Origin of the sequence: Candidatus Planktophila versatilis, assembly GCF_002288345.1 — a bacterium.
In the GTDB taxonomy this organism is placed as follows: Bacteria; Actinomycetota; Actinomycetes; order Nanopelagicales; family Nanopelagicaceae; genus Planktophila; species Planktophila versatilis_A.
The window spans coordinates 1,052,828-1,079,025 of sequence record NZ_CP016781.1 but is presented as its reverse complement, the minus strand read 5'-3'; the positions used below and the strand labels follow the sequence as shown (position 1 = coordinate 1,079,025).

26 protein-coding genes and 1 tRNA gene are annotated in these 26,198 nt (G+C 48.7%); 23 read left to right on the top strand and 4 right to left on the bottom strand.

Going from position 1 to position 26,198, the window contains the following annotated elements; genetic code table 11:
• Positions 1-60: 60 nt before the first annotated feature.
• Genes menB through menD form a run of 3 tightly spaced genes read left to right on the top strand, consistent with a single transcriptional unit; the run spans position 61 to position 3,423 of the window.
• Positions 61-900: a 1,4-dihydroxy-2-naphthoyl-CoA synthase gene (gene menB / locus A1sIIB142_RS05590; protein WP_095675520.1), complete on the top strand. Its 840-nt coding sequence runs from the start codon at positions 61-63 to the stop codon at positions 898-900.
• Positions 845-1,849 carry an o-succinylbenzoate synthase gene (locus tag A1sIIB142_RS05585; protein WP_420021872.1) on the top strand — a complete coding sequence of 335 codons (1,005 nt, stop codon included), beginning with the start codon at positions 845-847 and terminating at the stop codon, positions 1,847-1,849. The genes menB and A1sIIB142_RS05585 overlap by 56 nt, the downstream gene beginning before the upstream one ends.
• Positions 1,849-3,423, top strand: a complete 1,575-nt coding sequence (gene menD, locus A1sIIB142_RS05580) for a 2-succinyl-5-enolpyruvyl-6-hydroxy-3-cyclohexene-1-carboxylic-acid synthase (protein WP_095693964.1) — start codon at positions 1,849-1,851, stop codon at positions 3,421-3,423. The genes A1sIIB142_RS05585 and menD overlap by 1 nt, the downstream gene beginning before the upstream one ends.
• On the opposite strand, the gene A1sIIB142_RS05575 is transcribed toward menD, so the two are convergent.
• Positions 3,412-4,635 (bottom strand): isochorismate synthase, encoded by a 1,224-nt coding sequence (locus A1sIIB142_RS05575; RefSeq protein ID WP_095693963.1) that lies wholly within the window; start codon positions 4,633-4,635, stop codon positions 3,412-3,414. The genes menD and A1sIIB142_RS05575 overlap by 12 nt on opposite strands.
• Positions 4,636-5,235 (bottom strand): biotin transporter BioY, encoded by a 600-nt coding sequence (locus A1sIIB142_RS05570; RefSeq protein WP_095685025.1) that lies wholly within the window; start codon positions 5,233-5,235, stop codon positions 4,636-4,638.
• Positions 5,236-5,305: 70 nt separating this feature from the next.
• Between A1sIIB142_RS05570 and A1sIIB142_RS05565 the strand changes: the two genes are divergently transcribed.
• Genes A1sIIB142_RS05565 through A1sIIB142_RS05490 form a run of 16 tightly spaced genes read left to right on the top strand, consistent with a single transcriptional unit; the run spans position 5,306 to position 22,029 of the window.
• Positions 5,306-5,995, top strand: coding sequence for a demethylmenaquinone methyltransferase (locus A1sIIB142_RS05565; RefSeq protein ID WP_095693962.1), 690 nt, complete (start codon positions 5,306-5,308; stop codon positions 5,993-5,995).
• A 43-nt stretch (positions 5,996-6,038) separates the two neighbouring features.
• Entirely contained in the window at positions 6,039-6,404 is a 366-nt protein-coding gene (locus tag A1sIIB142_RS05560) for an NADH-quinone oxidoreductase subunit A (protein WP_095693961.1), read from the top strand.
• Positions 6,405-6,407: 3 nt separating this feature from the next.
• Complete coding sequence (locus tag A1sIIB142_RS05555; RefSeq protein WP_095685022.1) at positions 6,408-6,965, top strand: NuoB/complex I 20 kDa subunit family protein; 558 nt, start codon at positions 6,408-6,410, stop codon at positions 6,963-6,965.
• Positions 6,966-7,601, top strand: a complete 636-nt coding sequence (locus A1sIIB142_RS05550) for an NADH-quinone oxidoreductase subunit C (protein ID WP_095693960.1) — start codon at positions 6,966-6,968, stop codon at positions 7,599-7,601.
• Complete coding sequence (locus A1sIIB142_RS05545) at positions 7,598-8,938, top strand: NADH-quinone oxidoreductase subunit D (protein ID WP_095675262.1); 1,341 nt, start codon at positions 7,598-7,600, stop codon at positions 8,936-8,938. The genes A1sIIB142_RS05550 and A1sIIB142_RS05545 overlap by 4 nt, the downstream gene beginning before the upstream one ends.
• Positions 8,938-9,567, top strand: coding sequence for an NADH-quinone oxidoreductase subunit NuoE (gene nuoE, locus A1sIIB142_RS05540; protein ID WP_095693959.1), 630 nt, complete (start codon positions 8,938-8,940; stop codon positions 9,565-9,567). The genes A1sIIB142_RS05545 and nuoE overlap by 1 nt, the downstream gene beginning before the upstream one ends.
• Positions 9,567-10,847 (top strand): NADH-quinone oxidoreductase subunit NuoF, encoded by a 1,281-nt coding sequence (nuoF, locus tag A1sIIB142_RS05535; protein WP_095693958.1) that lies wholly within the window; start codon positions 9,567-9,569, stop codon positions 10,845-10,847. Before nuoE ends, nuoF begins: the two co-directional genes overlap by 1 nt.
• Positions 10,847-13,210: an NADH-quinone oxidoreductase subunit G gene (locus A1sIIB142_RS05530; protein WP_095693957.1), complete on the top strand. Its 2,364-nt coding sequence runs from the start codon at positions 10,847-10,849 to the stop codon at positions 13,208-13,210. Before nuoF ends, A1sIIB142_RS05530 begins: the two co-directional genes overlap by 1 nt.
• The gene (gene nuoH / locus A1sIIB142_RS05525; RefSeq protein WP_095693956.1) at positions 13,207-14,436 is read left to right on the top strand and encodes an NADH-quinone oxidoreductase subunit NuoH; all 1,230 of its coding nucleotides are present in this window, start codon (positions 13,207-13,209) and stop codon (positions 14,434-14,436) included. Before A1sIIB142_RS05530 ends, nuoH begins: the two co-directional genes overlap by 4 nt.
• A complete protein-coding gene (gene nuoI, locus A1sIIB142_RS05520; RefSeq protein ID WP_095693955.1) occupies positions 14,433-15,047 on the top strand; it encodes an NADH-quinone oxidoreductase subunit NuoI in 615 nt (204 codons plus the stop codon). Before nuoH ends, nuoI begins: the two co-directional genes overlap by 4 nt.
• Positions 15,047-15,817: an NADH-quinone oxidoreductase subunit J gene (locus tag A1sIIB142_RS05515; RefSeq protein ID WP_095675257.1), complete on the top strand. Its 771-nt coding sequence runs from the start codon at positions 15,047-15,049 to the stop codon at positions 15,815-15,817. Before nuoI ends, A1sIIB142_RS05515 begins: the two co-directional genes overlap by 1 nt.
• A complete protein-coding gene (nuoK, locus tag A1sIIB142_RS05510) occupies positions 15,817-16,116 on the top strand; it encodes an NADH-quinone oxidoreductase subunit NuoK (protein WP_095675256.1) in 300 nt (99 codons plus the stop codon). The genes A1sIIB142_RS05515 and nuoK overlap by 1 nt, the downstream gene beginning before the upstream one ends.
• Positions 16,117-16,118: 2 nt before the next feature.
• Entirely contained in the window at positions 16,119-18,008 is a 1,890-nt protein-coding gene (nuoL, locus tag A1sIIB142_RS05505; protein WP_095685014.1) for an NADH-quinone oxidoreductase subunit L, read from the top strand.
• Positions 18,005-19,522 (top strand): NADH-quinone oxidoreductase subunit M, encoded by a 1,518-nt coding sequence (locus A1sIIB142_RS05500; RefSeq protein ID WP_095693954.1) that lies wholly within the window; start codon positions 18,005-18,007, stop codon positions 19,520-19,522. The genes nuoL and A1sIIB142_RS05500 overlap by 4 nt, the downstream gene beginning before the upstream one ends.
• On the top strand, positions 19,523-21,040 hold the full coding sequence (gene nuoN / locus A1sIIB142_RS05495; RefSeq protein ID WP_095693953.1) for an NADH-quinone oxidoreductase subunit NuoN: 1,518 nt from the start codon (positions 19,523-19,525) through the stop codon (positions 21,038-21,040). It begins immediately after the preceding gene.
• Positions 21,040-22,029, top strand: a complete 990-nt coding sequence (locus tag A1sIIB142_RS05490) for a polyprenyl synthetase family protein (protein WP_095693952.1) — start codon at positions 21,040-21,042, stop codon at positions 22,027-22,029. Before nuoN ends, A1sIIB142_RS05490 begins: the two co-directional genes overlap by 1 nt.
• Here A1sIIB142_RS05490 and rarD read toward each other — a convergent pair.
• Together rarD and A1sIIB142_RS05480 are read right to left on the bottom strand one after the other, a co-directional pair.
• On the bottom strand, positions 21,988-22,899 hold the full coding sequence (gene rarD, locus A1sIIB142_RS05485; RefSeq protein ID WP_095693951.1) for an EamA family transporter RarD: 912 nt from the start codon (positions 22,897-22,899) through the stop codon (positions 21,988-21,990). The genes A1sIIB142_RS05490 and rarD overlap by 42 nt on opposite strands.
• A complete protein-coding gene (locus A1sIIB142_RS05480) occupies positions 22,900-23,388 on the bottom strand; it encodes a YajQ family cyclic di-GMP-binding protein (RefSeq protein ID WP_095693950.1) in 489 nt (162 codons plus the stop codon).
• Between the two features lie 95 nt (positions 23,389-23,483).
• Between A1sIIB142_RS05480 and A1sIIB142_RS05475 the strand changes: the two genes are divergently transcribed.
• The 4 genes from A1sIIB142_RS05475 (at position 23,484) to A1sIIB142_RS05460 (ending at position 26,194) form a co-directional block, all read left to right on the top strand.
• Positions 23,484-23,568 (top strand) — tRNA-Tyr (locus A1sIIB142_RS05475).
• A gap of 131 nt (positions 23,569-23,699) precedes the next feature.
• Complete coding sequence (locus tag A1sIIB142_RS05470; RefSeq protein ID WP_095693949.1) at positions 23,700-24,545, top strand: ABC transporter substrate-binding protein; 846 nt, start codon at positions 23,700-23,702, stop codon at positions 24,543-24,545.
• Between the two features lie 36 nt (positions 24,546-24,581).
• Complete coding sequence (locus tag A1sIIB142_RS05465; protein WP_095693948.1) at positions 24,582-25,448, top strand: amino acid ABC transporter permease; 867 nt, start codon at positions 24,582-24,584, stop codon at positions 25,446-25,448.
• On the top strand, positions 25,448-26,194 hold the full coding sequence (locus A1sIIB142_RS05460) for an amino acid ABC transporter ATP-binding protein (protein WP_095693947.1): 747 nt from the start codon (positions 25,448-25,450) through the stop codon (positions 26,192-26,194). The genes A1sIIB142_RS05465 and A1sIIB142_RS05460 overlap by 1 nt, the downstream gene beginning before the upstream one ends.
• Positions 26,195-26,198: the final 4 nt, after the last annotated feature.

Here is a 26,198-nt window from a genome sequence, read left to right as displayed (position 1 = left end):
CGTAGACCAGATGGAGGAATCGTGAGCAAGCCTATTAAGCGTGATTTTGGTGACCGGACTATCCCGGCCTGGGCAACCGGCCCTGGTGGCGAGGCATTTACCGATATCAAATATCAAGTTGCTGATGGCATTGCAAAGATCACGATCAACCGCCCAGAAGTGCGAAATGCATTTCGGCCGCAAACAATTATTGAACTCAAGAGCGCTTTTGATTTAGCACGCGATCACTCCGAAGTTGGAGTCATCATTCTTACCGGTCAAGGTGATGAAGCTTTCTGTTCTGGTGGAGATATCAGCGTTCGCGGAGATGATGGCTATCTTGGAGATGATTCACTTTCACAACAAGGAGTGGGTCGACTCAATGTTTTAGATTTGCAAGTACAGATTCGTAGAACTCCAAAACCAGTCGTTGCCATGATTGCCGGTTGGGCAATTGGTGGTGGCCACGTTCTCCATGTTGTCTGCGATCTTTCTATCGCTGCAGATAACGCAAAGTTTGGTCAGACCGGACCGATGGTTGGTTCCTTTGATGGTGGTTATGGTTCAGGTCTTCTAGCTGCAAGTGTTGGCCAGAAGAAAGCTCGCGAAATTTGGTTTCTTACTCGTCAATACGATGCCCAAGAAGCTTTATCAATGGGGTTGGTTAACACCGTTGTTCCACTGAAAGAGTTGGAAGCTGAGACAGTTTCCTGGTGCCGCGAGATGTTGCAGAACTCTCCAATGGCGCTTCGCCTGATTAAGGCATCGATGAACGCTGCCGATGATGGACTTGCTGGAGTTCAACAACTTGCAGGAGATGCAACGCTGCTCTTTTATTTATCACAAGAGGGGCAAGAAGGCCGCGATGCCTATAAGGAAAAGCGCAAGCCTGACTTTGGAAAGTTCCCTAAGCGTCCGTAAATCTATGGATCAATCCCTGCTCGAAAGTATGCGTGTAGTTGCGCTGCCTATGAAGACAAGCTTTCGTGGCATCAATCTTCGGGAAGTAGCACTCTTTAAAGGTGAATTTGGTTGGGGAGAGTTCTCACCATTTCTTGAGTACGGTTACGCAGAATCTGCACCATGGTTAATGAGTGCGATTGAGGCAGCAACAAAGGCTCGCCCCAAGCTCCATCGCACTTCAGTGAAAGTAAATGGCACGATTCCGGCGCTGAATGATCGTAAAGTTATCGAAGGCATCGTAAATTCTTTTCCTGGAGTAAATACCTTTAAGGTAAAAGTTGGCGACAATCTGCCAGAAGATATTGCTCGCCTTGCCAAAGTCAGAGCATTGCGGCCAGAAGCGAAGCTACGCATCGATGTCAACGGGAATTGGTCGGTAGGTGAAGCGCTCACCAACCTTCGTGCAATCTATGAAAACCTCGGCGCACTGGAATATGTAGAGCAACCATGTGCCACAGTTGAAGAGTTACGTGAATTAAAAGAAAAGCTACATATTAGTATTCCAATCGCTGGCGATGAAGTTCTACGCAAGGCTCGCGATCCATTTGCTATCGACCTCACGGGCGCGGTTGATATCTTGATGCTTAAAGTTCAACCATTGGGCGGTATCGCACGAGCACATCAGTTGGCCAAACATCACAATCTTCCAGTAGTTGTATCAAGTGCGCTAGAGAGCGCGGTCGGTGTTAATTATGGATTGATTTTGGCGGCATCATTTCCAGAGCTGAACTTTGACTGCGGATTAGGTACTGGCTCATTACTCGCTGCAAATGTCGCCGAGTTACCAATCATTGATAGTCAGATTCAGATCAAAGAATTCGAGCCAGAATACAGCGGTCACGAAGTGGCGCCAGAACGCTATGAATGGTGGAAGAATCGGGTCATGAAGACGGCCGAGCTCTTGTGATGAATTCTTCAACTCAATTAGCTCGCGTAATCGTTCGCCAAATTCTTGAAGCTGGCGTGAAAGCTGTTGTCATTTCACCGGGTTCACGAAACGCCCCACTCTCGATAGCCTTTTATCAAGCGAGCAAGAAGGGGCTGATTAATCTTCATGTGCGTATCGATGAGCGCACTGCAGCCTTCTTCGCACTCGGTATCGCAAAAGCATCAGGGCTACCAGTGCCAATCCTGTGCACCAGCGGAACAGCGGTAGCTAATTACCACCCTGCAGTTCTGGAAGCATCACACACAAATACACCGCTCCTAGTGCTCACAGCTGATCGACCTGCAGCACTACGTAGAACTGGCGCCAATCAAACAACGGAGCAGGCTCGCATCTTTGGCAAGGCCGTTCGCTACTTTGCCGATGTATCAGGTTCTGCCTATCCCATGGAACTTCCTTTTAATTCACTTCATTCCGGGCCAGTGCACCTCAACATTCAATTTGAAGAACCGCTCGTTGGAGACGCTGATGATTCTTGGCTTGATGGGTTGCAAGTTACTACGCCAAAAGTTTTTAATCGCAAAAGCGCTGGAACTTTTCACACCAAGTCCACCCGCGGAATTCTTGTTATCGGACACGATCGCGGTGGCTTAAGTGCTGAATCAGTTCTTGCCTTTTCGAAAGAACTTGGCTGGCCAGTTATCTCCGAAGACCCCCTCACCTTCGTCGGAGCGATTTCACATGCCAGCGTCTTCTTGACCTCAAATACGATCTCTGAAGATCTCGCGCCAGACACAGTTGTCGTTATTGGTCGCACCACTCTTTCCCGCTCAATTAACGCACTCGTCGCGCGGGCTAGAAAAGTCATTGTGATTGATCCACGTTTAGCTACCGTTGATTCTGATCGAAGTGCTTCACAGAAATTTACCCAACTACCGGTTGTTGAAGTTCAGACACCAGATGCCGAATATGCCGAGAAGTGGAAGAAGTACTCACTTCGCGCGATGAAGCTAGTTGCTAATATTTCAACCTGGTCAGAGCAACTTGTTGCACGTGAAATTGGTGCAGCAATTCCTGAAGGTACTGCGCTCTTTATTTCTTCTTCTCGCCCCATCCGCGACATTGAGGGATTTGCAGTAGCGCGGGCTGGCGTTGAAACCTTTGCTAACCGTGGCCTTGCCGGCATTGATGGCAATATCTCAACTGCCCTCGGTATCGCCTCACAGCGTAAAGCGACTATTGCGGTTCTTGGCGATCTTGGTTTTCTTCACGATCTCACTGGGTTAATTCAACAAGAGAAGATCAACCTCAAGATTTTTGTCATCGACAATGATGGCGGTGGCATCTTCTCCACGCTAAGCCAGCGCGGAGTAGATGGTTTTGAAGATGTTTTTGGAACTCCGCATGGTCTAGCTATCCCCGCAATCGCTAGTGCGATAGGAGTCACCGCAAAAGAGATCGATAACCAAGCTCAGTTGATATCAGAGATTGCCGCACCTGTGCAGGGGCTCAGTGTTGTTGTTATCAATGTTCCAGCTAGAGAAACGAACGCGGATTTCTTGCAGGGGATTTACAAGAGCATTTCATCCATGTAGCGCAGATCGCATCGGAATCATCTTCGCCGCACTCTCTTCAAGCTCCTTTTCGGGTGTAGATGCGGCAACAATTCCGCAGCCAGCAAAGATGCGAATACTGCGATCGGTAATCTGACCTGTGCGCAGTGCAATACCAAGTTCACCATCACCGCTGGCATCAATCCAACCCACTGGGCCGGCATAGCGCCCGCGGTTCATGCCTTCAATTTCGTCAATGATGTCGAATGCAATATTTCTTGGCGTTCCACATACCGCGGCAGATGGGTGAAGTGCTTGCAATAGTGAGAAAGCATCGATGTGCTGCTTTGATTCAATTAACGCTCCAGTGACATCTGTTGCAAGGTGCATGACATTTGCTAAGTGCAGCACATAGGGAGATTCCGGCACATTTGTGGAAGAACAAAATGGATCAAGGGCATTGGCCACTGAACGCACTGCATACTCATGTTCTTCCAAATCTTTTGATGAGCGCGCAAGGGAAGCCGCAAGTGCCAAATCTTTCTCATCTTCACCGGTCTTTGAAATAGTTCCAGCCAACACGCGTGATGTCACCATGCCGCGAGATAGACGCACAAGCAGTTCAGGAGTTGCCCCCACTAAGCCATCGACGGCAAATGTCCAGGTAGTTGGATATTCGGCAGCCAGAGTTTTAAGAATCGGACGCGGATCAATAGTTGAATCAGATGCTGCAATCAGATCTCGCGCCAGCACTACCTTTTCAACAGCAGTAGTGCTTACTCGAGCAACTGCATCTGCCACCCGCTTCATCCACTCAGCCGATGTCAGACTTCCTTCGCCGAAGGTAAATGTTGCGCTGTGCAGTAGTGGTGGCGTCTCTGGCAAAGCCGGTTGTGGTTGATCACCAATCCAGGTAACCCAGGAATTTGTGCCTTTCTGTCCCACAACAACTTGTGGAATAACTAATACCGATTCTTCATTTCTATCAAATGAGAACGAGGTAAAGAGAACGGGGCCAGTACCACTGCCGTGTACTGAATTAGAGATTGAGAATGTCTCTAATTGTTGGTGCCACCAGGTACGTGCTTTTGCAAAGCGATCTTTTCCACTTACCACTGTGCTTGCATGCACGCCCCAACCAACGAGACCTTCACCATTTCGCACCCATGAAATAGGAGCAGTCGCAGGCAACAAATCGAGAAGCGGAAGATGTTCACCAATTCGAGCAGTGGTGACTGGAATTAACTGCGGCATCTATTTATTAAGTGTGCGAGAGATTCTGCGCCATACAAGCGGCAACGAAGTAGCAGTAATTGCAATCTTGAGAGCTTCACCGAGAATAAAAGGGGTAAAGCCGGCTGCGATTGTCTTTGACCAAGAGAGATCAAGTGTTTGCTGTAACCAAAGTAATCCAAAGGTGAAGATGATGGCATCGCCAAGAAGGAGTGCTGGAAAAGAAGTTCTGAATTTCTGATCTGCTTTACGGTCAGCTAAATATCCAAGCACAAGGGATGCCACCAACATTCCAACAAGGTATCCACCGGTTGCGCCAATCAGGCGATCAATTCCGTGATTGGCAGATGTGCCAGAAGGAGCAAATATTGGTGCACCAGCAACACCGGCAAGAAGATATGTGGCAAAGGTAAGAACTCCTAAGCGAGCGCCATAGGTAGTTCCAATAAGGAGCACAGCAAGTGTTTGCCCTGTGACAGGAACAGGAGAACCAGGAACTGGGATAGCAATCTGGGCAAGGAGTGCGATGAAAGCTACGCCAGCTGCCACAAAGAGCACTTGGGTAAGTGCTGAGCTACGAGGGAAAACAGTCGCGCGTAGTGATCCTGATTGAATCGACATGGTGAAAACCTCTCATCTGCATTTCTTCTATAAGTTGTGCCTGAAGCCTACCTTCGGGGAGAATATGCGCATGTCACGCGCCAATATGGATAAGAACCCTGATGAAGTGGCAGCGATGTTCGATGGGGTTGCCAAGCGCTATGACCTAGTCAATGACCTTTTAAGTTTGGGCCAGACCAAAGCCTGGCGCCGTGCCACCACCAAAATTATTGCCCCACGGGCAGGGATGAAGATTCTGGATTTAGCTGCCGGGACAGGGTCCAGCTCTGAGCCATTGGCTGTAGCGGGCGCCGATGTGATTCCAGCTGATTTCAGTGAGGGGATGTTGGCCGCGGGCCGCAAAGCTCGCCCGCACCTAGCCTTTACCAAGGCCGATGCCCTCAACCTTCCTTTTAAAGATGGCGAATTTGATCTTGTCACTATCTCCTTTGGCCTTCGCAATACCGCTGATATCGACCTGGCCTTGGCCCAGATGCTGCGGGTGGCAAAGCCCGGCGGGCAGTTGGTGGTCTGTGAATTCTCGAGCCCGACCTTTGCCCCATTTCGCAAGATTTATACCAACTACCTGATGCGGGCACTTCCCTGGGTGGCCAGTCGAACCTCATCTAACCCAGATGCCTATATCTACCTGGCCGAATCGATTCGGGCCTGGCCAGATCAGAAGGCGCTCGCCGCCAGGATTGAAGCGGCCGGCTGGAGTCGGGTCACCTGGAAGAACCTGACTGGCGGAGTTGTCGCAGTTCACATGGCGTTCAAGTAATTCCAGTTTTTTGCCACGCTGGATTGCACTTAGGATTGCGCTCGTGAACGGCAATCCATATATCCCAATAATCGTGATTTTCGCGATTGGCTTTGGCTTTGCCGCCTTTTCGGTCGCAATCGCCGCGGTCACGGGCCCGGCTCGATATAACCGTGCCAAGCAAATGGCCTATGAATGTGGAATCGAACCTTCTCCACAAGCGCTGCAAGGTGGACGCTTTCCGGTCAAGTACTTTCTTACCGCGATGCTCTTCATCATCTTTGATATTGAAATTGTTTTCCTTTATCCGTGGGCGGTCGCATTTGATCAACTTGGGCTATTTGGATTAGTTGAAATGGCAATTTTTATTGGCACAGTTTTTGTTGCATATGCATATGTGTGGCGCCGTGGCGGATTGGAATGGGATTAAATCGTGGGACTAGAAGATAAATTACCAAGTGGAGTTTTACTCTCCACGGTTGAAGGTCTTGCCGGCTACATGCGCAAGAGCTCACTCTGGCCAGCAACATTTGGTCTTGCATGTTGCGCCATTGAAATGATGGCACTTGGCTCTGCGCCAAAGCATGATATTTCTCGTTTTGGTATGGAACGCTTTTCGGCATCGCCTCGTCAAGCAGATCTCATGATTGTTGCTGGTCGCGTTTCGCAGAAGATGGCGCCAGTGCTGCGCCAGATTTATGATCAAATGACAGCGCCAAAGTGGGTTATTTCCATGGGTGCATGCGCATCCTCTGGTGGAATGTTTAACAACTATGCAATTGTGCAAGGCGTTGATCACGTAGTGCCTGTTGATATTTATCTTCCAGGGTGCCCACCGCGTCCAGAACAGTTGATGGATGCAATCATCAAGCTGCACGCACTTATTAGCGATACCAAGCTCGGTCCAAACCGGGAAGCGGTTATTAAAGAGGTAGAACTTGCGGCAATGAATGCCAAGCCAACCATTCAAATGAAGGGCTTGCTCGCCTAAATGACTCAAGAACAGAACGGTATGTTCGGCGCTGCCGGAACGGGAGATACCTCGGGATATGGCGGACTTGTTCGCACCGCGGCAGCAACTGGTTCCACCGAGCGCCCATACGGTGGATATTTTGACGATGTTGCAGACGATCTTGAGCGCGCATATCCTGATTTTGCCGATGCCATTACTCGCGTTGTTGTAGATCGTGGCGAGCTCACCTTGCATATTAAGAAATCACGTTTAGTTGAGGTTGCATTTATCTTGCGCGATAAGTTGAAATTTGAAATGTGTATGGGAGTTTCTGGCGTGCACTACCTAGATCGCACAGGTGCGGAACTAGTTGCCCTCTATCCATTGCTCTCGCTGACAAAGAATCAACGTATTCGCCTAGAAGTTGCTACCTCAGAACTTGACCCACATATCCCATCTCTTGTTGAAGTATGGGCTGGTAATAACTGGCATGAGCGCGAAACCTTTGACATGTTTGGAATCATCTTCGATGGCCATCCTGGACTTACTCGTATTTTGATGCCCGATGATTGGGATGGACATCCGCAACGTAAAGATTATCCATTGGGTGGAATCGCAGTTGAGTACAAGGGCGCAACAACGCCTGCTCCATCACAACGCAGGAGCTACCAGTGACTACAACATTTGATCCATACGCATCATCACGCGAAACCACCGAAGGAACAGTCTTTTCAGTTACTGGCGGTGATTGGGATTCACTCGTTTCCGAAATTGGTGAATCTAAAGAGGAACGCATTATCGTAAATATGGGTCCACAGCACCCATCTACTCACGGAGTACTTCGCCTCGTTCTTGAACTAGAGGGTGAAACCATTACTGAAGTGCGTACTGGTATTGGCTATTTGCATACTGGAATTGAAAAGAACATTGAATACCGTAACTGGACGCAAGGCGTCACATTTGTAACTCGCATGGATTACCTGTCACCAATTTTTAACGAAACTGCTTACTGCCTGGCTGTTGAAAAACTCCTGGGCATCACCAATGACATTCCAGAGCGCGCTTCTGTAATTCGCGTTCTGATGATGGAACTCAATCGAATCTCTTCACACATGGTCGCACTTGGCACCGGCGCACTTGAACTCGGTGCTATGGGACCAATGTTCTTCGCCTTCCGCGATCGTGAAATTGTGCTTGATACCTTTGAAGAGATCACTGGATTACGTATGAATATGGCCTATGTGCGCCCTGGGGGAGTATCGCAAGATCTGCCAGCCGGAATGGGTGTCAAGCTTCGCGAAGTAGTGAAGACTCTTCGTAAGAACTTTGAAGATAATGCTAAGTTGCTTATCGGTAACACAATCTGGATGAAGCGCACAGAAGGAATTGGTTATCTCGATCTAGCAGGATGTACAACACTTGGAATTACTGGACCAGTCCTTCGCTCTGCCGGACTTCCGTGGGATCTACGAAAGACGCAGCCGTACTGTGGATATGAAAATTATGACTTTGATGTCATCACAGCAGATACGGCAGATGTCTATGGCCGTTTCCTAGTTCGTATGGCAGAACTTGAACAATCACTTCGCATTATTGAACAAGCAATCGATAAGTTAGATGCACTCGAAGGTCAACCAGTAATGGTTGCCGATAAGAAGATTGCCTGGCCGGCGCAGTTGGCACTGGGCGCTGATGGTCTTGGAAACTCACTGGAGCACATCCGCGAAATTATGGGATCTTCTATGGAATCACTGATTCACCACTTCAAACTTGTTACCGAAGGCTTCCGAGTTCCAGCAGGCCAGGCATATGTGGCTATTGAATCTCCACGCGGAGAACTTGGCGCACATGTTGTCTCCGACGGTGGCACTCGCCCATACCGAGTACATTTCCGGGAACCATCTTTTAATAACTTGCAGGCAACTTCTGCCATGAGTGAAGGCGGAATGATTTCTGACATTATCGGCGCAGTTGCATCTATCGATCCCGTTATGGGAGGGGTGGACCGCTAATGGCAATCAATCAAACTTTGAATCAAGAAATAATGCAATCAATCATTAAGCGCTATCCACGTAGCCGTTCAGCGATTATGCCGCTGCTTCACTATGTGCAATCAGTATCTGGTTATGTAACAAATGAAGGTATTGAATTGATTTCTGATCTGCTTGATATTGAAACTGCAGAAGTATCTGCAGTGGCAACTTTCTATACCCAGTACAAGCGCAAGCCGGTAGGGGAATATCACGTGGGAGTCTGCACCAATACCTTGTGCGCAGTTATGGGTGGAGATGCAATCTTTTCCGCTCTGAAAGAGCACCTTGGCATTGAAAATGATGGCGTGACAGATGATGGGAAAGTCTCACTTGAACATATCGAGTGCAACGCTGCCTGTGATTACGCACCTGTCGTGATGGCTAACTGGGAGTTCTACGATAACCAAACTGTTGAGTCTGCTAAATCTCTCGTTGATGCAGCGCGCACTGGAAATCCTCCGGCACCCACACGTGGACCAAGCAAACTTGTTACCTACAAGCAAGCATCGGCAGTTCTTGCCGGACTCGATGACGGACTTGCGCGCGAAGGTGTTCAAGCTGGTGGCCCAACGCTCCTTGGGTTGAAACTTTCAAAGGAAGGTAAGTAATGTCAAAGTTAACTCCCGTCCTTTCGGCACATTGGGATGAAGCAGATTCATTTACCATCGAGGCTTACACACGTCACGGTGGATATACCGCTTCGAAAAAAGCACTTGCCATGGATCCTGATGCAGTCATTCAAATGGTGAAAGATTCTGGTCTTCGCGGTCGCGGCGGTGCCGGTTTTCCTACTGGCATGAAGTGGGGATTTATTCCACAAGGTGACGATAAAGATCATTACCTGGTAGTTAATGCTGATGAATCTGAGCCGGGAACTTGTAAAGATACGCCGCTACTCATGGCTAACCCACATGTGTTAATCGAAGGTTGCATCATTGCTTGTCATGCAATTCGGGCAAAGCGTGCATTTATCTATATCCGTGGCGAAGTAACACATGTAGTCCGTCGAGTAAATGCTGCAATCGCAGATGCATATAGCGCCGGACATCTTGGAAATGGAATTGATGTCACCCTTCACATTGGAGCAGGTGCTTATATTTGTGGCGAGGAAACTGCACTCCTTGATTCACTAGAAGGTTTCCGTGGGCAACCACGTTTGCGTCCACCATTTCCAGCAATTGCTGGTCTCTATGCCCGCCCTACTGTGGTCAATAACGTTGAATCAATCGCATCTGTTCCGGCAATTATTAGCAATGGCGCAGAGTGGTACCAATCAATGGGCACAGAGAAGTCAAAGGGTGCAACGCTTTACTCACTTTCGGGCCATGTGAATAATCCTGGCCAATTCGAAGCACCGCTTGGAATTACTTTGCGCGAAATTCTTGAAATCGCTGGTGGCGTTCGCACCGGGCATAAGCTCAAGTTCTGGACTCCTGGTGGATCTTCCACTCCACTATTTACCGATGCCCACCTTGATACGCCACTGGATTACGAAGGTGTGGCAGCAGCAGGTTCGATGCTTGGAACTAAAGCACTTCAAATCTTTGATGAAACAACATGTGTAGTGCGGGCGGTACTTCGCTGGACTGAGTTCTATAAGCATGAGTCCTGTGGAAAGTGCACACCGTGTCGCGAAGGCACCTGGTGGTTGGTTCAGATCTTGCGCGATCTGGAAAATGGAACAGGTACAGAGGCAGACCTTGAGAAGTTACTTGATCTTTGCGACAACATTATGGGCCGTTCATTTTGCGCACTCGGTGATGGTGCAACGAGCCCAATCACATCTTCGATTAAGTATTTCCGCGATGAATACATCGCACACCTAACTAATGGTGCCTGCCCATTTGATCCCGTGAAATCAACACTCTTTGTCGGGGCGGTGAACTAATGACTACGACTCAAGATTCTGCAGTTGCCGTAGAACTGATCACTGTTGTCATTGATGGTTTCGAAGTATCTGTTCCAAAGGGAACGCTCATTATTCGCGCCGCTGAAAAACTTGGAATTCAAATTCCACGATTCTGTGATCACCCACTTCTAGATCCAGTAGGGGCATGTCGTCAGTGTCTAGTTGATGTTGAAATCAATGGTCGTGCATTTCCAAAGCCGCAAGCTTCTTGCACAATTCCGGTAGAACCAAACATGATTGTAAAGACACAACTGACTTCACCCGTTGCAGATAAAGCGCAGAAAGGTGTGATGGAGCTGCTTCTTGGTAACCACCCACTTGATTGCCCAGTCTGCGATAAAGGTGGCGAATGTCCATTGCAGAACCAGGCAATGAGCAATGGGCGCGCAGATGCCCGCCTAGATGGATATAAGCGCACCTTCGAAAAGCCAATCAGTATTTCTTCATCCGTACTACTCGATCGTGAGCGTTGCGTTCTCTGTGCTCGCTGCACACGTTTCTCAGAACAAATTGCATCAGATGCTTTTATTACTCTTAACGAGCGTGGCGCCCTCCAGCAGGTCGGCATTTATGAAAATGATCCATTTAAATCTTACTTCTCAGGTAACACAGTTCAGATTTGCCCAGTGGGTGCGCTGACCGGTACTTCCTATCGTTTCCGTGCTCGTCCCTTTGATTTAGTTTCTACGCCATCAGCTTGTGAGCATTGTGCTTCAGGTTGTGACATGCGCACCGATGTTCGACGAGGCAAGACCCTTCGCCGTCTTGCTGGAGATGATGCATCAGTTAATGAAGAATGGAATTGCGATAAGGGACGCTGGGCATTTAAGTATGTGACCGCACTCGATCGTCTTACTCATCCACTTGTGCGAAATGCAGAAGGCGTACTTGTTCAAGCATCATGGCCAGAGGCACTGGCAGCAGCAGCGGCCGGGCTTAAGGGAAAGCGTGCCGCGGTAATCACTGGCGGGCGCGTTACTACCGAAGATGCTTATGGCTACTCAAAGTTTGCTCGCATTGCACTTGGCACAAACGATATTGATTTCCGCGCACGCGTTACTTCAGATGAAGAGGCTGACTTTCTGGCTGCCCACGTAGTTGGCTCAACTGCCACCTATCGCGATATCGATATGGCAGATCATGTTGCACTGATTGCCTTCGAACCAGAAGAAGAGTCACCTATTGTTTTCTTGCGTTTAAATAAGAATTTTAAGAAGCGTGGCCTGAAAGTTTCGGCAATCGCAACTAAAAAATCTATTGCCATGGATAAACTCAAGGCAGAGTTTGTAAAAGTCGCACCAGGTGCGGAAGGTTCTGCAGTTGCCACACTTTCACTTACTGCAAAGTCTGTGATTCTTGTGGGAGAGCGTGCCTCTGAAAGCGCTGGGCTCTTTTCAGCAGTGGCAGCACTTGCCGCAAAGACCGGTGCAAAGATTGCTTATATTCCGCGTAGAGCAGGAGAACGTGGGGCACTAGAAGCAGGTGCACTCGGATCACTTCTTCCAGGCGGACGTCCAGTTGCTGATGCCGCAGCTCGAGTAGATATTGCAGCTGCTTGGGGAGTTGCCGCGCTACCAACGCAACCTGGTCGCACAACGGCAGAAATAATCGCTAGCTTGGCAGCAGGTCAACTTGATGCAGTCGTTGTCGGTGGCATCGACGCGCAAGACTTGCCGAATTCACGCGTGGCACTGGATGCGCTGAAGAAATCATTTGTAGTCTCACTAGAAATTGCGCCAAGTTCAATTACAGATGTTGCCGACGTTGTATTACCGGTTGCTGCAATTACTGAAAAGAGTGGAAGTTTCCTTAACTGGGAAGGTCGAGCACGCGCATTTGATGCAGCGGTAGAAGATTCCCAGAACCGTAGTGATGTTCGAATTCTGTCCATGATTGCCGATGCCATGGGTGAATCCATCATGCTCGGCACCGTCACCGCAGCAGCTCGTGAATTTAATCAATTAGGTAAGTGGGATGGTGCCCGCGTTGCCTTCACATCGGTCGCGCCCGTAGCTGCGAAAGCAATCGGTGCCAACGAGGCACTTCTTACTTCGTGGCGCCGCCTGCTTGATATGGGAACTTTGCAAAAGGGTGAGGACAATCTTGCCGGCACGCGTCGTCCAACAGTTGCTGTGATTTCAGCTAAGCGTGCGACATCACTCGGTGTGACATCAGGTGATCAGGTGCGAGTAGCAAATGCTCACGGCTCCATCACTATTCCGGCACTCGTTGAAGATATTCACGATGATGCTGTGTGGTTACCACGTAACTCATTTGCATCACAAACTCTAGTTTCACTCAATGCAGTGCACGGCGATGTAGTAACGGTGGTGAAGGCATGAGTACAGCAGAGCTTTTAGGAAAAGATCCGGGTTGGATTATCGCTGTTAAAGCACTCATCGTCTTTATTATCTGTGTGGTTGCAACGCTGATGGCGGTGTGGACTGAACGTCGCGTTCTCGCCAAAATGCAGCTGCGTACAGGCCCTAACCGCGTGGGAAAGTTTGGTCTGCTGCAATCACTTTCTGATGGCGTCAAGCTAGCCTTAAAAGAAGACATCATTCCGGCAGCTGCAGATAAAGTTGTTTTCATCCTCGCACCGATTATTGCTACCTCAATGTGCTTTATGGCCTTTGCTGTTATTCCAATGACTGGAGTGGTAAATCTCTTTGGGCATCAGACCGCGCTACAACTGACCGATCTGCCAGTGGGAGTTCTTTACATTCTGGCTGTGACATCAATCGGTGTCTATGGAGTTGTACTTGCAGGGTGGTCTTCTGGATCTACTTACCCACTACTTGGCGGATTGCGTTCAAGTGCGCAAGTGATTTCTTATGAAATCGCAATGGGGCTCTCACTTGTTGCAGTCTTTATCTATGCCGGCTCGATGTCTACCTCGGCGATTGTTGATTCACAGCACCAAAACATTTGGAATGCAGTAGTTCTCTTCCCGTCATTCATTATTTACGTTATTTCTATGGTGGGCGAGACCAACCGCGCACCATTTGACTTAGCTGAAGCAGAAGGCGAACTCGTTGGCGGATTCCACACCGAGTACTCGTCACTTAAATTCGCACTATTTTTCTTGGCTGAATATGTCAACATCATCGCAGTTTCAGCCCTTGCAACAACGCTCTTCCTTGGTGGTTATCACGCACCTCCAGGACTTGGTTTTACAGAGCAATGGCTTGGTGGATGGTTCACATTTGTTTGGTTCATCACCAAAGTTAATTTGTTCTTCTTTATCTTCATGTGGTTGCGCGCAACTCTTCCGCGCCTGCGCTATGACCAGTTTATGAAATTTGGCTGGAAGGTTCTCATTCCTGCCTCACTTGTTTGGATTCTCATCGTTGCAACTATTCGCGTTTTGCAGCAAGAAGGTGCAAGTAGAGTAGTGACCATCGCATTTGCAGGGGGAGTAGCTCTGCTCTTGATGGCGATTTCATCGCTGACAGATCGCAGTAAGAAAGTTTCTGGAGCACCACTTGCGCAAGGTGAAAGCCCTGAATTCCCAGTGCCTTCACTTCCACATCTTCGCTCCATTAGCGTTACAGGAGGCCAGAAATGACAGATTTCATTGAGCCACGCAAGAGCTCAGAGCTCGGTATCAATTCAGTTCCTTTTGTAGAAGTTGAGCAACCTGGTGCGGCACCCCTGTATGAACAAGCAAAGGGATTCTGGGTCACCTTCTCAACCATGTTTAAGAAGAACCAGACTGTGCAATACCCAGATGTGAAAGCCCCAACAGCGCCACGTTTTCATGGCCGCCATCAACTTAATCGCCATCCTGATGGTTTAGAAAAATGTATTGGGTGCGAACTCTGTGCATGGGCATGCCCAGCTGATGCCATCTTTGTTGAAGGCGGGAATAACACTCCAGGAAATCAACTCTCTCCAGGAGAGCGTCATGGCGCGGTCTATCAAATTAATTATCTCCGCTGCATTTTCTGTGGGCTTTGTGTTGAAGCATGCCCAACGCGCGCCCTAACTATGACTAATGAATACGAGCTTGCAGATGATAAGCGGGAAAAGTTAATCTTCGAAAAGGAAGATCTCCTTGCCCCGCTTCGTCAAGGAATGCTGGCACCACCACATCCAATGTATCCAGGGATGACAGATACTAATTATTACAACGGCGAAGTTACGCAAGCACACCCATCACAACAGGAACAGAACTAATGCTAGAAATTCAAACTCCTGAAACCATCATGTTCTGGGTGCTTGCTCCACTTTCAGTTATTGCGGCGCTCGGAATGCTCCTGGTGAAGAAAGCTGTGCACTCTGCGCTCTTACTTGCCTGGGTCATGATTACTCTTGCCATTTTCTATATTGCACAAGATGCACTCTTCCTCGGCATTGTTCAGATTGTGGTTTATACAGGGGCAGTCATGATGCTCTTCCTCTTTATTTTGATGCTCGTTGGTGTCGATGCCTCTGATTCACTGACCGAGACAATTTCTGGTCTTCGCCCGATAGCAATTACCGCAGCCGTTGGCTTTGGCGGTCTTTTTGTCTCTCTCATTGGCAGAGCGTCATTGGGCCGTGATGCCGTCGGTCTTACCGCTGCAAATGCCAATGGAAATGTGGAAGGCCTTGCCGCCAAGCTCTTTTCGACCTATGTCTTTCCTTTTGAAGTCGTCTCTGCGTTGTTAATTACGGCAGCCCTTGGCGCCATGGTTCTTGCTCATCACCAACGAAGTGTTGCTCGCCCTACCCAACGCGAACAATCCATTGCACGTTTTCGAACAGGTTCACTTGCAGGTGCCGCCGGACTTCCTAGCCCAGGTGTTTATGCCCGTCACAACGCAGTAGATGTGCCAGCGCTGCTTCCTGATGGAAGCGCCGCACCTACCTCAATTTCGGCAACGCTGAAAGCACGCGGGGATATCTTGGAATCTCGATCCTTTGAACTCGGCGAAGTTGATAACACAGTTGCGGAGGAGAAGTAATGAATCCGTATAACTATCTCTACTTAGCAGCGCTTCTTTTCACAATTGGCGCAGTCGGAGTTGTTGTCCGTCGTAATGCAATTGTTGTCTTTATGTGTGTCGAGCTAATGCTCAATGCGGCAAACCTCACCCTCGTTACTTTCTCACGCATTAATGGCACCCTCGATGGTCAGGTCGTTGCCTTCTTTACGATGGTCGTGGCTGCATGTGAAGTTGTGGTTGGACTTGCAATTATCGTGACGATTTATCGCTCACGTCGTTCTGCCTCTGTCGATGACGCTAGTTTGTTGAAGCGATAATGATGACTACTTCGACATCTCTCGGATATCTCATCGCCCTGCCACTTGCAGGAGCGGTAATTTTATTACTCGCTGGACGTCGGGCCGATAAGTGGGGCCACCTGCTCGCCACCGCACTTTCGGCAAGTTCATTTGGTGTGGGTATTTATCAACTCACACAGATGCTTGCACGTGAGCCAGAAGAGCGCGCATTTTCGCAGAAGCTCTTTTCTTGGATCAGCGTTGGAACATTTAACGTAGATGCCGGGCTTTTACTTGATCAACTCTCAATCTGCTTTGTACTCCTCATTACCGGTGTGGGCACCCTGATTCATATCTATTCAATCTCTTATATGTCTCATGACCGAGACCGACGTCGCTTCTTTGCTTATCTCAACCTCTTTATCGCCGCCATGCTCTTGCTGGTTCTCGGAGATTCCTACCTCAACCTCTATGTGGGATGGGAGGGCGTAGGTCTTGCTTCCTACCTCTTGATCGGTTTCTGGAATCAGAAGCCGGCATATGCAACTGCATCAAAGAAAGCATTTGTCATGAACCGTATTGGCGATATGGGTCTCTCCTTTGCCATCATGATTGCCTTTGCAACTCTTGGAACTGTCTCCTTCAGTGGAGTTAAAGAAGCTTCAGAGACGGCATCGACTGCCGCACTCACTGGCATTGGACTTATGTTGTTAGTGGCAGCCGCAGGTAAGTCGGCGCAGTTCCCATTGCAAGCGTGGCTTGGCGATGCGATGGCTGGTCCAACGCCAGTATCTGCACTCATTCACGCAGCAACGATGGTGACAGCTGGTGTGTACCTGATTACTCGATCTAACTTTATCTTTGATGCCGCACCTACAGCGCAACTTCTAGTCGTTATTGTCGGAGCAGTTACTCTGATATTTGGTGCCCTTGTCGGTACTGCAAAAGATGACATTAAGAAAGCACTGGCAGCATCGACTATGTCCCAGATTGGTTACATGATCTTGGCTGCTGGCCTTGGACCTGCTGGATATGCATTTGCAATCATGCACTTACTGACACACGGTTTCTTTAAAGCGGGAATGTTCTTAGGTGCTGGTTCAGTGATGCATGGCATGAATGACCAAGTCAATATGCGCCGCTATGGAGCACTTCGTAAATTTATGCCGATTACCTTTGCCACCTTTGGACTTGGTTATCTGGCAATCATTGGCGTTCCACCATTTGCTGGTTTCTACTCCAAAGATGCAATTATTGAGACCGCCTTCAATGCTGGTGGCATAAAAGGAATTCTCTTGGGATCTACCGCCCTACTTGGCGCAGCTATCACCGCCTTCTATATGACACGTGTCATGGTGCTGACATTTACTTCACCAGAACGTTGGGAAGAAGATCAACATCCGCACGAGTCACCGTTTCTGATGTGGCTACCAATGGCTATTTTGGCAGTGGGGTCTGTAACAACCGGATACTTATTTACTCGTGGAGATGGGCTCGTGCACTGGTTAGAACCGGTATTCGGTGAACATGGTGAACATGAAGAGTTCTTGCCGGCAATAGTTGTTTCAGGAATGGCAATTACTGCCGTCATTATTGGTGTTTCTATCGCGCTGATAAAGTATCAATTCTCAGATGTTGATGCCGAAGCGCCAGAAAATGTCACAGAATTTACTCGCATTGCACGTAAAGATTTGTTGCAAGATTCATTTAACGAAGCGTTATTCATGCGCCCTGGACAAGCGCTCACAAGACTTCTCGTTAAGGGTGATGACAGTGTTGTTGATGGCACTGTGCGCCTGGTCGGACGCACGGCGTTAAGTGCTGGATCTGAACTTCGAAAGACACAGACTGGTTTTGCCCGCAGCTACGCCGCTCTTATTCTGATTGGCGCCGTAGTCCTGATTGCAGCAGTTTGGGTGGTCACACAATGAACGCGCTTACCACAATGATGTTGCTTCCAATTCTTGGCACGCTACTGCTTGCGGTAATTCCGAGTGATCAAGTACTACGCATTAAGCAGGCAGCACTTGCCACCACGCTATTGGTTGCAATCTCTGGCGTACTCACCTGGTTTAACTTTAATGCAGCCGATACTTCATACCAGTTTGTGCAATCAGTTGAATGGATTCCTTCATTTGGAATCAATTACGCAGTCGGTGTTGATGGACTCTCACTCGTTCTTATTCTGATGTCCGTGCTCCTTGCACCCATTGTGGTCTTGGCTGGGTGGAAAGAATCTGAAGGCGGACGTTGGTCTGTCAAGGTCTTCTACATGCTCATTCTTGTTCTAGAAACGATGATGATTGGTGTCTTTGCGGCAACAGATGTATTCCTGTTCTACGTCATCTTCGAAGCGATGTTGATTCCGGTCTACTTCCTCATTGGTGGATATGGCAGTGGCGATCGCGCAGCAGCAGCCGTGAAGTTCTTGCTCTATAGCCTCTTCGGTGGCCTCTTAATGCTCGCCTCAATCATTGGTCTCTATGTGATTTCCGGTGCTAATGGTGGACACACATTTGATATCAACAAATTATCTGAGCTTCATAATTACATGAGCCCGACTACACAGAACCTACTCTTCCTCGGTTTCTTTATAGCTTTTGCCATCAAGGCTCCACTATGGCCGCTACACACCTGGCTTCCAGATGCCGCATCCTCTGCAACTCCAGGAACATCTGTGTTACTCCTTGGCGTGCTAGATAAAGTCGGAACATTTGGAATGATTCGTTTCTGTCTCACACTCTTTCCAGATGCGAGCAAGACCTTCACGCCAATCATTATTACTTTGGCTGTGATTTCAATTATCTACGGTGCCTTCCTAGCAATTGGGGCTACTGATATTAAGCGCCTGATTGCTTACACATCTATTTCTCACTTCGGATTTATTACCATGGGAATCTTCGCTATGACTACTCAAGGCCATAGCGGTGCAACTCTTTATATGTTCAACCACGGCTTCTCAACTGCCGCACTATTTATTGTGGCCGGCTGGATGGCAGCTCGTCGTGGCTCATCCACAATTGCTGACTTCGGTGGCTTACAACGCGTCACACCAGTAATGGCCTGGTCCTTCTTTATCGCCGGCATGTCATCGCTGGCACTTCCTGGACTATCAAGCTTCGTCAGTGAGTTCTTGGTACTCGTGGGAACATTTACTCGTTATCCAGTTGCGGCCGTCATTGCCACCTTCGGAATCGTGCTTGCTGCACTCTATATTTTAATTCCGGTGCAGAAGGCGCTGCATGGTCCTACTACTCCTGGCAATGAGAACCTGCCAGATTTAAACCTGCGGGAAAAGATTGCTATTGCGCCAGTGATGGCAATCATTATTGCTCTCGGTTTCTATCCATCACCGCTACTCAACGTCATTAATCCGGCATCTGCGCACGTTCTTGAAGTGCAGGGATTTACCGATCCAATACCAACAGAGGGCGCAGGTAAGTAAATGGAATTTATCTCCCCTACCCTTAATTACGCCCAACTAGCTCCCATCCTGATTGTGCTGGCTGGTGCTCTAGCTGGCGTACTCATCGAAGCCTTTGCCCCTCGTGCTTCGCGTTACTCATCGCAACTCTTTGTCTCAATCTTTTCACTCGTAGCATCCTTTGCAGCGCTCATGCGCGTGCGCACCCAAACTTCAGTCGATGCCGCAATGGGCTCGGTTGCATTCGATGGCGTGGGAGTCCTGCTGCAGGGTTCCATTCTTATCATCGCCGTGCTCTCCATATTTCTGATTGCAGATCAAGAAAACTTCACAGCGCTAGCAGCGTCAGTTCCGGGTTCAGAGGAAGAACGTGATGCGGTGCAATCTGATCTGCGCGTCACCGAAGTTTTCCCACTCACACTTTTTGCAGTGGCCGGAATGCTGCTATTTCCGGTAGCGACTGATCTGATTACCCTTTTTGTGGCATTGGAAGTGCTCTCACTTCCTCTCTATCTCATGGCCGGGCTCTCACGCCGTCGCAGATTAGCTTCGCAAGAGGCGGCGCTTAAGTACTTCCTTCTTGGTGCATTCTCTTCCGCCTTCTTCCTACTAGGAATTGCTTATCTTTTCGGTTACTCAGGTTCCATTACTTTGGCCGGAATCCAAGCCAGTGTGATTGGCGGGGCCGGCAACGATGTCTTCCTACTTCTAGGAATCGCCTTTATCTCTATTGGACTCCTCTTTAAAGTGGGCGCAGTGCCATTTCATGCTTGGTCACCTGATGTGTATCAAGGTGCACCCACTGCAATCACTGGATTTATGGCAGCAGCGACAAAGGTTGCAGCATTCGGTGCAATTCTTCGCATCTTCTACGTGGCGATTGCAAATGCTGAGTGGCAATGGCGACCTGCGATGGTCATCATTGCAATTATCACGATGGTCTTTGGTTCAGTCGTTGCCATCGCCCAGCGCGATGTTAAGCGCATGCTTGCATACTCTTCCATTGCCCACGCTGGTTTCTTACTCGCCGGTGTTATCGCCTTGAGTAAAACGGGGCTAGAGGCCTCCATCTTCTATCTCTTTTCCTATGGTGTGGCCACTGTCGGTGCATTTGGAATAGTCACACTTGTGCGCGATGCATCCGGTGAAGTCGGTGACCTCAACCGTTGGAGCGGTCTTGGAAAGCGTTCACCACTATTAGCATCAGCCTTTGCCTTCTTCTTACTTGCCTTTGCCGGCATTCCGCTGACTTCCGGATTCATTGGAAAGTTCTCCATCTTCTCGGCCGCATATGAATCAGGAAGCACCTCAATTCTTATCGCCGGCGTGCTCTCATCTGCAGTTGCCGCCTTCTTCTATATTCGCGTCATCGTCTTGATGTTCTTTAAAGATCCGGTTGAAGATGGAACATCAGTAGTGATTCCATCAGCGCTGACCACTATCACAATTACTGTTTCATCTGTGCTGACTTTGATTCTTGGAATCTACCCAGCGCCGCTGATTGACTTCATCGCAACCACAGCCACCTTTATTCGCTGATGTCATCCTTTGGAATTCCGGGTTTAGCACCAGCCCTTGAGGTTGAACTCAAAGCAAGTATGAAGAAGGTCGAAGACCTGCTCTTTAGCCATATCCAAGGTGATTACCCGCTGGTGGAAGAGACCTCTCGACATTTAGTTGCCGCTGGCGGCAAGCGACTACGCCCGCTACTGACAATCTTGGCATCGCACTACGGAGATAAGAATAAGTTTGGAATTATTGAATCAGCAGCTGTCTGCGAATTAACCCACGTGGCAACCCTCTATCACGATGATGTGATGGATGAAGCACCACTTCGTCGTGGTGTTGTAAGTGCTAACAACCGCTGGGGGAATACCGTTGCCATTTTGACTGGTGATTACCTCTTTGCAAAAGTATCTGCGCTACTGGCAGATATCGGACCAGAAGCGGTGCGACTACAAGCATCAACATTTGAACGTCTTGTTATAGGTCAGATCATGGAGACACAGGGCCCACAGAACGGGCAAGCACCATTAGCGCATTACATGCAGGTTGTAGCAGATAAGACAGGTTCTCTTATTTCAGCCAGTGCCCGTTTTGGTGCGATGGTCTCAGGGGCACCCAATGAAATAAAGGAGACACTGACCGTCTTTGGTGAGAAAATTGGTATTGCCTTCCAATTAGCAGATGACATTATTGATATTGCAAGTGAGTCTCATGAATCAGGAAAGACTCCAGGAACAGATCTACGTGAAGGTATTCCCACTTTGGTCACACTCAATGTTATGAATTCAACTGCTTCCAAAGATCGTGCGCTCATTAAGTTACTTAAAGCACCTATTAAGGATGAAGCTGTGGTTGCTCAAGTATTGAAGGAGCTGCGCACACACGATGCAATAGCGCAATCGCGCGCGCAGTTACTAGATATTGCACGCGATGCGCGCACCGCCCTTGGTCCACTGCCAGTTAATGATGTGACCGGGGCTTTATTTTCCCTCTGTGATGCGATTATCGACCGTTCTGCTTGATCGCACGAGATCTACACCGAGTGCTATTAGTGCGCACCATATTAGAAAGAAGCCGATCCAGCGGGCAGTAGGCATTTCTTCGTGACGTACCCAGACTCCAATAGAAAATAGAATTGTTGGAGTGATGTATTGCAAGAGCCCGATAGTGCTATATGGCAAACGAGTGGCAGATCCGTTAAACAAGAGAAGTGGAATAGCTGTCACCGCCCCGGCGCTAATCAAGAGCAGCGTGAGTCCAGGGGATTGGCCAAAGGATCCGCTGCCTTGCTGGCCGAGAAAGATTAAATATCCAGCATAAGGCAGCAGTGAAATAAGGGTCTCAATTGTGATCCCTTCAACGGCGCCCAGGTTTAGTTTCTTCTTTACTAACCCATAGCTACCCCATGAGAGTGCAAGTGCGAGTGCTATCCAGGGGAGCCGGCCGTAATCAATAGTCAGAACCAATACACCGAAGGCAGCTATTGCAACTGAAACCCATTGCAACGGTCGCATTTTTTCGCGCAGAATAATGATGCCGAATGCGATGATAACAAGTGGGCTGATGTAATAACCGAGAGCCGCCTCCACCACATGTCCATGGTTTACGGCCCAGATATAGGTAATCCAGTTGATGGAGACCAGGATTGTGCTCAACAGCAGCACCACCATTATCTTTGGATTCTTTACCACCTTTAAGGTGGAGTAAATCTGTTTGGTCAGTGCCAGAACTATCAGACAGAAAACTAGCGTCCAAACGGCGCGATGAGCAACTATTTCTAGCGCATTCGCCGGTTGCAGCAGTGGCCAATACAAGGGCAGTAGCCCCCACATAACGTAGGAGCTAATTCCAAAGAGTAGCCCTAGTGAATACTCGCTCCGTTTATCTGCCACTTAGCGGAAGTTAACAAACTGAACAGCAAAATCAAATTTACCATTCTTAATTTGCTCGATAGCCACTTGCAGATCATCGCGGCTCTTAGATGTCACACGAAGCTCATCGCCCTGAATCTGGGTCTTAATTGATTTAGGACCCTCATCACGTAAGAACTTGGCAACCTTCTTGGCATTCTCAGTTGAGATTCCCTCTTTTAAAGTACAGGCAATCTTGTAGATCTTGCCTGATAATTGAGGTTCAGGTGCTTCCAAGTGCTTGAGTGATACACCGCGCTTAATTAACTTATCTTTGACAACATCGAGTGTTGCCTTAGCACGTTCTTCAGTATCTGCCTCAATTGCAATCTTGTCACCCGATAGCTCAATCTTTGCACCGGTATTTTTAAAGTCGAATCGGGTATCAATCTCGCGAATAGCCTGATTAATGGCGTTATCTAGCTCCATCCGGTCAATTTTTGAGACTACGTCAAAACTGCTATCAGCCATTGTTGTGAGGCTCCCCTGTGATTTTTAAAGTTCCAGCGCCTAAGGTATCGTTTGCCGCTCGCACTACCAAAGCGCCGTAAGACTTGTATGACCCTGGCGGGTTGCCCGAGCGGCCAATGGGAGGGGACTGTAAATCCCCCGGCTCTGCCTTCGAAGGTTCAAATCCTTCACCCGCCACCAGTTACGCCCTTCATAACGAGGGGCGTTTTTGCTTTCCTGGGCCTCCTGCGGTTGATTTGCGGGTCGACATTTATGGACTCGGTTAATACTGTTGCCCAGTATTCATTTCACAATAATCTTAAGGAGTTAACGTGCAAAAACGTTTTGGAATTTTCGCTGTAGCTGTAATCGCAGCAGCTCTCACACTCACAGGATGTGGGTCTGGAGAATCTTCATCATCACAAGCTGCATCATGTGAAAAGGCAGATCTAGCAACAATCACTGAAGGTAAGCTCACAATCGCAACTGGCGAGCCTGCTTACTACCCATGGGTTATCGATGACAAGCCAGAATCCGGTGAAGGTTTTGAAGGCGCAGTTGCTTATGCAGTTGCTAAGCAGCTTGGCTTTGATGCTGCAGATGTCGAATGGGTGCGCACCACATTTGATTCAGCTGTAACACCAGGAGAGAAGAAGTTTGACTTCAACTTGCAGCAATTCTCAATCACTGATGATCGCAAGAAGGCTGTTGATTTCTCTTCACCTTATTACACCGCCCCACAAGCAATCGTTTCATTTAAGGGAAGCAAGATTGAAGGAAAGACTTCACTTGCAGAGCTTAAGGACGCCAAGCTTGGCGCAGCTGTGGGAACAACCTCACTTGATGCGGTCGAGAATCAGATTGGCATCAAGCCACAGGTGTTTAACGACAACGCAGCTGGTGTGTCAGCACTGAAGAACAAGCAGATTGATGGTCTCGTGGTAGATCTTCCAACTGCCTTCTATCTATCAGGTGTTGAAGTTCCAAACGGACTGATCGTTGGACAACTTCCATCAACTGGTGCAGGCGATCAGTTCGGTCTCTTGCTTTCAAAGGGCAGCAAGCTCACATCTTGCGTTACTGGCGCAGTTGATGCCATTACCGCTGATGGAACACTGGCCGCAATTACAGATCAGTGGCTAGCAACTGATGCTGGCGCTCCTGTATTAAAGCCTTAATAGAAACTCAGCAGTAAACACGGTAGTTTGGCGACCATGTCAGAGAAGCAAAACTCTGCTTGGTCGCCAAGCTCACGTGAATTAGAGCGTCGTAAATCTCGCCAATCAATAAGCCGCAGGCAAGCAGCTATTGCTGCGGCTTCCTCTATTTTTGTGCTCGGCACACTCGCCACAATTCTTGTGACTTCACCAGGCTGGGAAACTGTTAAGGCAACTTTTTTTGATATTGATTATGGCCGGGAAGTCTTTCCCACTGTCCTTCGCGGGCTTTGGATCAACTTACAGTTAACTTTTATTGGTGGGGCGGCAATCGGTGTCATCGCACTCGGTCTGGCGCTGCTGCGAACCACAAAATCACCAGCGCTTACTCCCTTTAGATTCTTAGCTACCGCATACGTTGATATCTTCCGAGGTGCACCGCTAATTTTGATTATCTTGCTGGTGGGCTTTGGTGTTCCAGCCTTAGGCCTTACTGGCGTATCAAGTAATGTAATTTTCTTAGGAACTGTGGCTGTGGTGCTTACCTATTCCGCCTATGTTGCCGAAGTTATTCGAAGTGGAATTTTATCTATTCACCCAAGCCAGCGGGCAGCAGCTCGTTCCCTCGGATTAACTTCCGGGCAGACGATGCGTTTTGTTGTCTTACCTCAGGCAATACGTCGGGTTGTGCCACCGCTACTCAATGATTTCGTCTCACTGCTCAAAGACACCGGTTTAGTCTCGATTCTCGGTGTGACTGACGCTGTGCGCGCAGCGCAAATTAATGCAAGCCGTACCTTTAACTACACGCCATATGTTGTTGCCGCCATCTTGTTCTTGCTCATCACTATCCCGATGACTCGTTATACAGATAGAGCCATCAGGCAACGCACCAGTGCGCAGAACTCTGAAGGTGCAATTTAATGAGTAATGTATTAGAGCTGGTAAATGTTCGAAAGTCATTTGGCGCAGAAGTTGTGCTACAGGATTTATCACTTTTGGTCCCAGAGCACACCGCCACCGTGCTTATTGGCGCCTCTGGCTCAGGTAAATCAACGCTCTTGCGCTGCATCAATCTGCTGGAATCAATCGATGATGGACAGATTTTTCTTGATGGGCAAGAGATTTCAGACCCACTGATGGATGTTGATGAAGTTCGCCGCCGCTTGGGAATGGTTTTTCAATCCTTTAACTTATTCCCACACAAAACAGTCTTAGAGAACATCACACTTTCGCCGATCAAAGTCCATGGCAAGAGCAAGGATGAGGCCAATACTCATGCCACACAGCTACTGAAGAGATTTGATTTAGCCGATAAGGCAGATCAATATCCAGATCGCTTAAGCGGGGGACAGCAACAGCGAGTAGCAATCATTCGCTCACTTGCCGTAAACCCACGGTTACTTCTTCTTGATGAGGTCACTTCAGCCCTTGATCCGGTCTTAGTAAATGAAGTTCTCTCTGCTGTGCGTGATCTAAAAAGTGATGGCATGACGATGGTCCTTGCCACACATGAAATGGGTTTTGCAACCCAGGTAGCTGATGAAGTCTGCTTCCTTGAATCAGGTAACGTCATTGAACGTGGAAGTGCGGAGCAAGTCCTGCATAACCCGCAGAACCCAAAGACGCAAGAATTCCTCAAGCGAGTGCACCAGGCTGGTCGGTTGTAGAAAA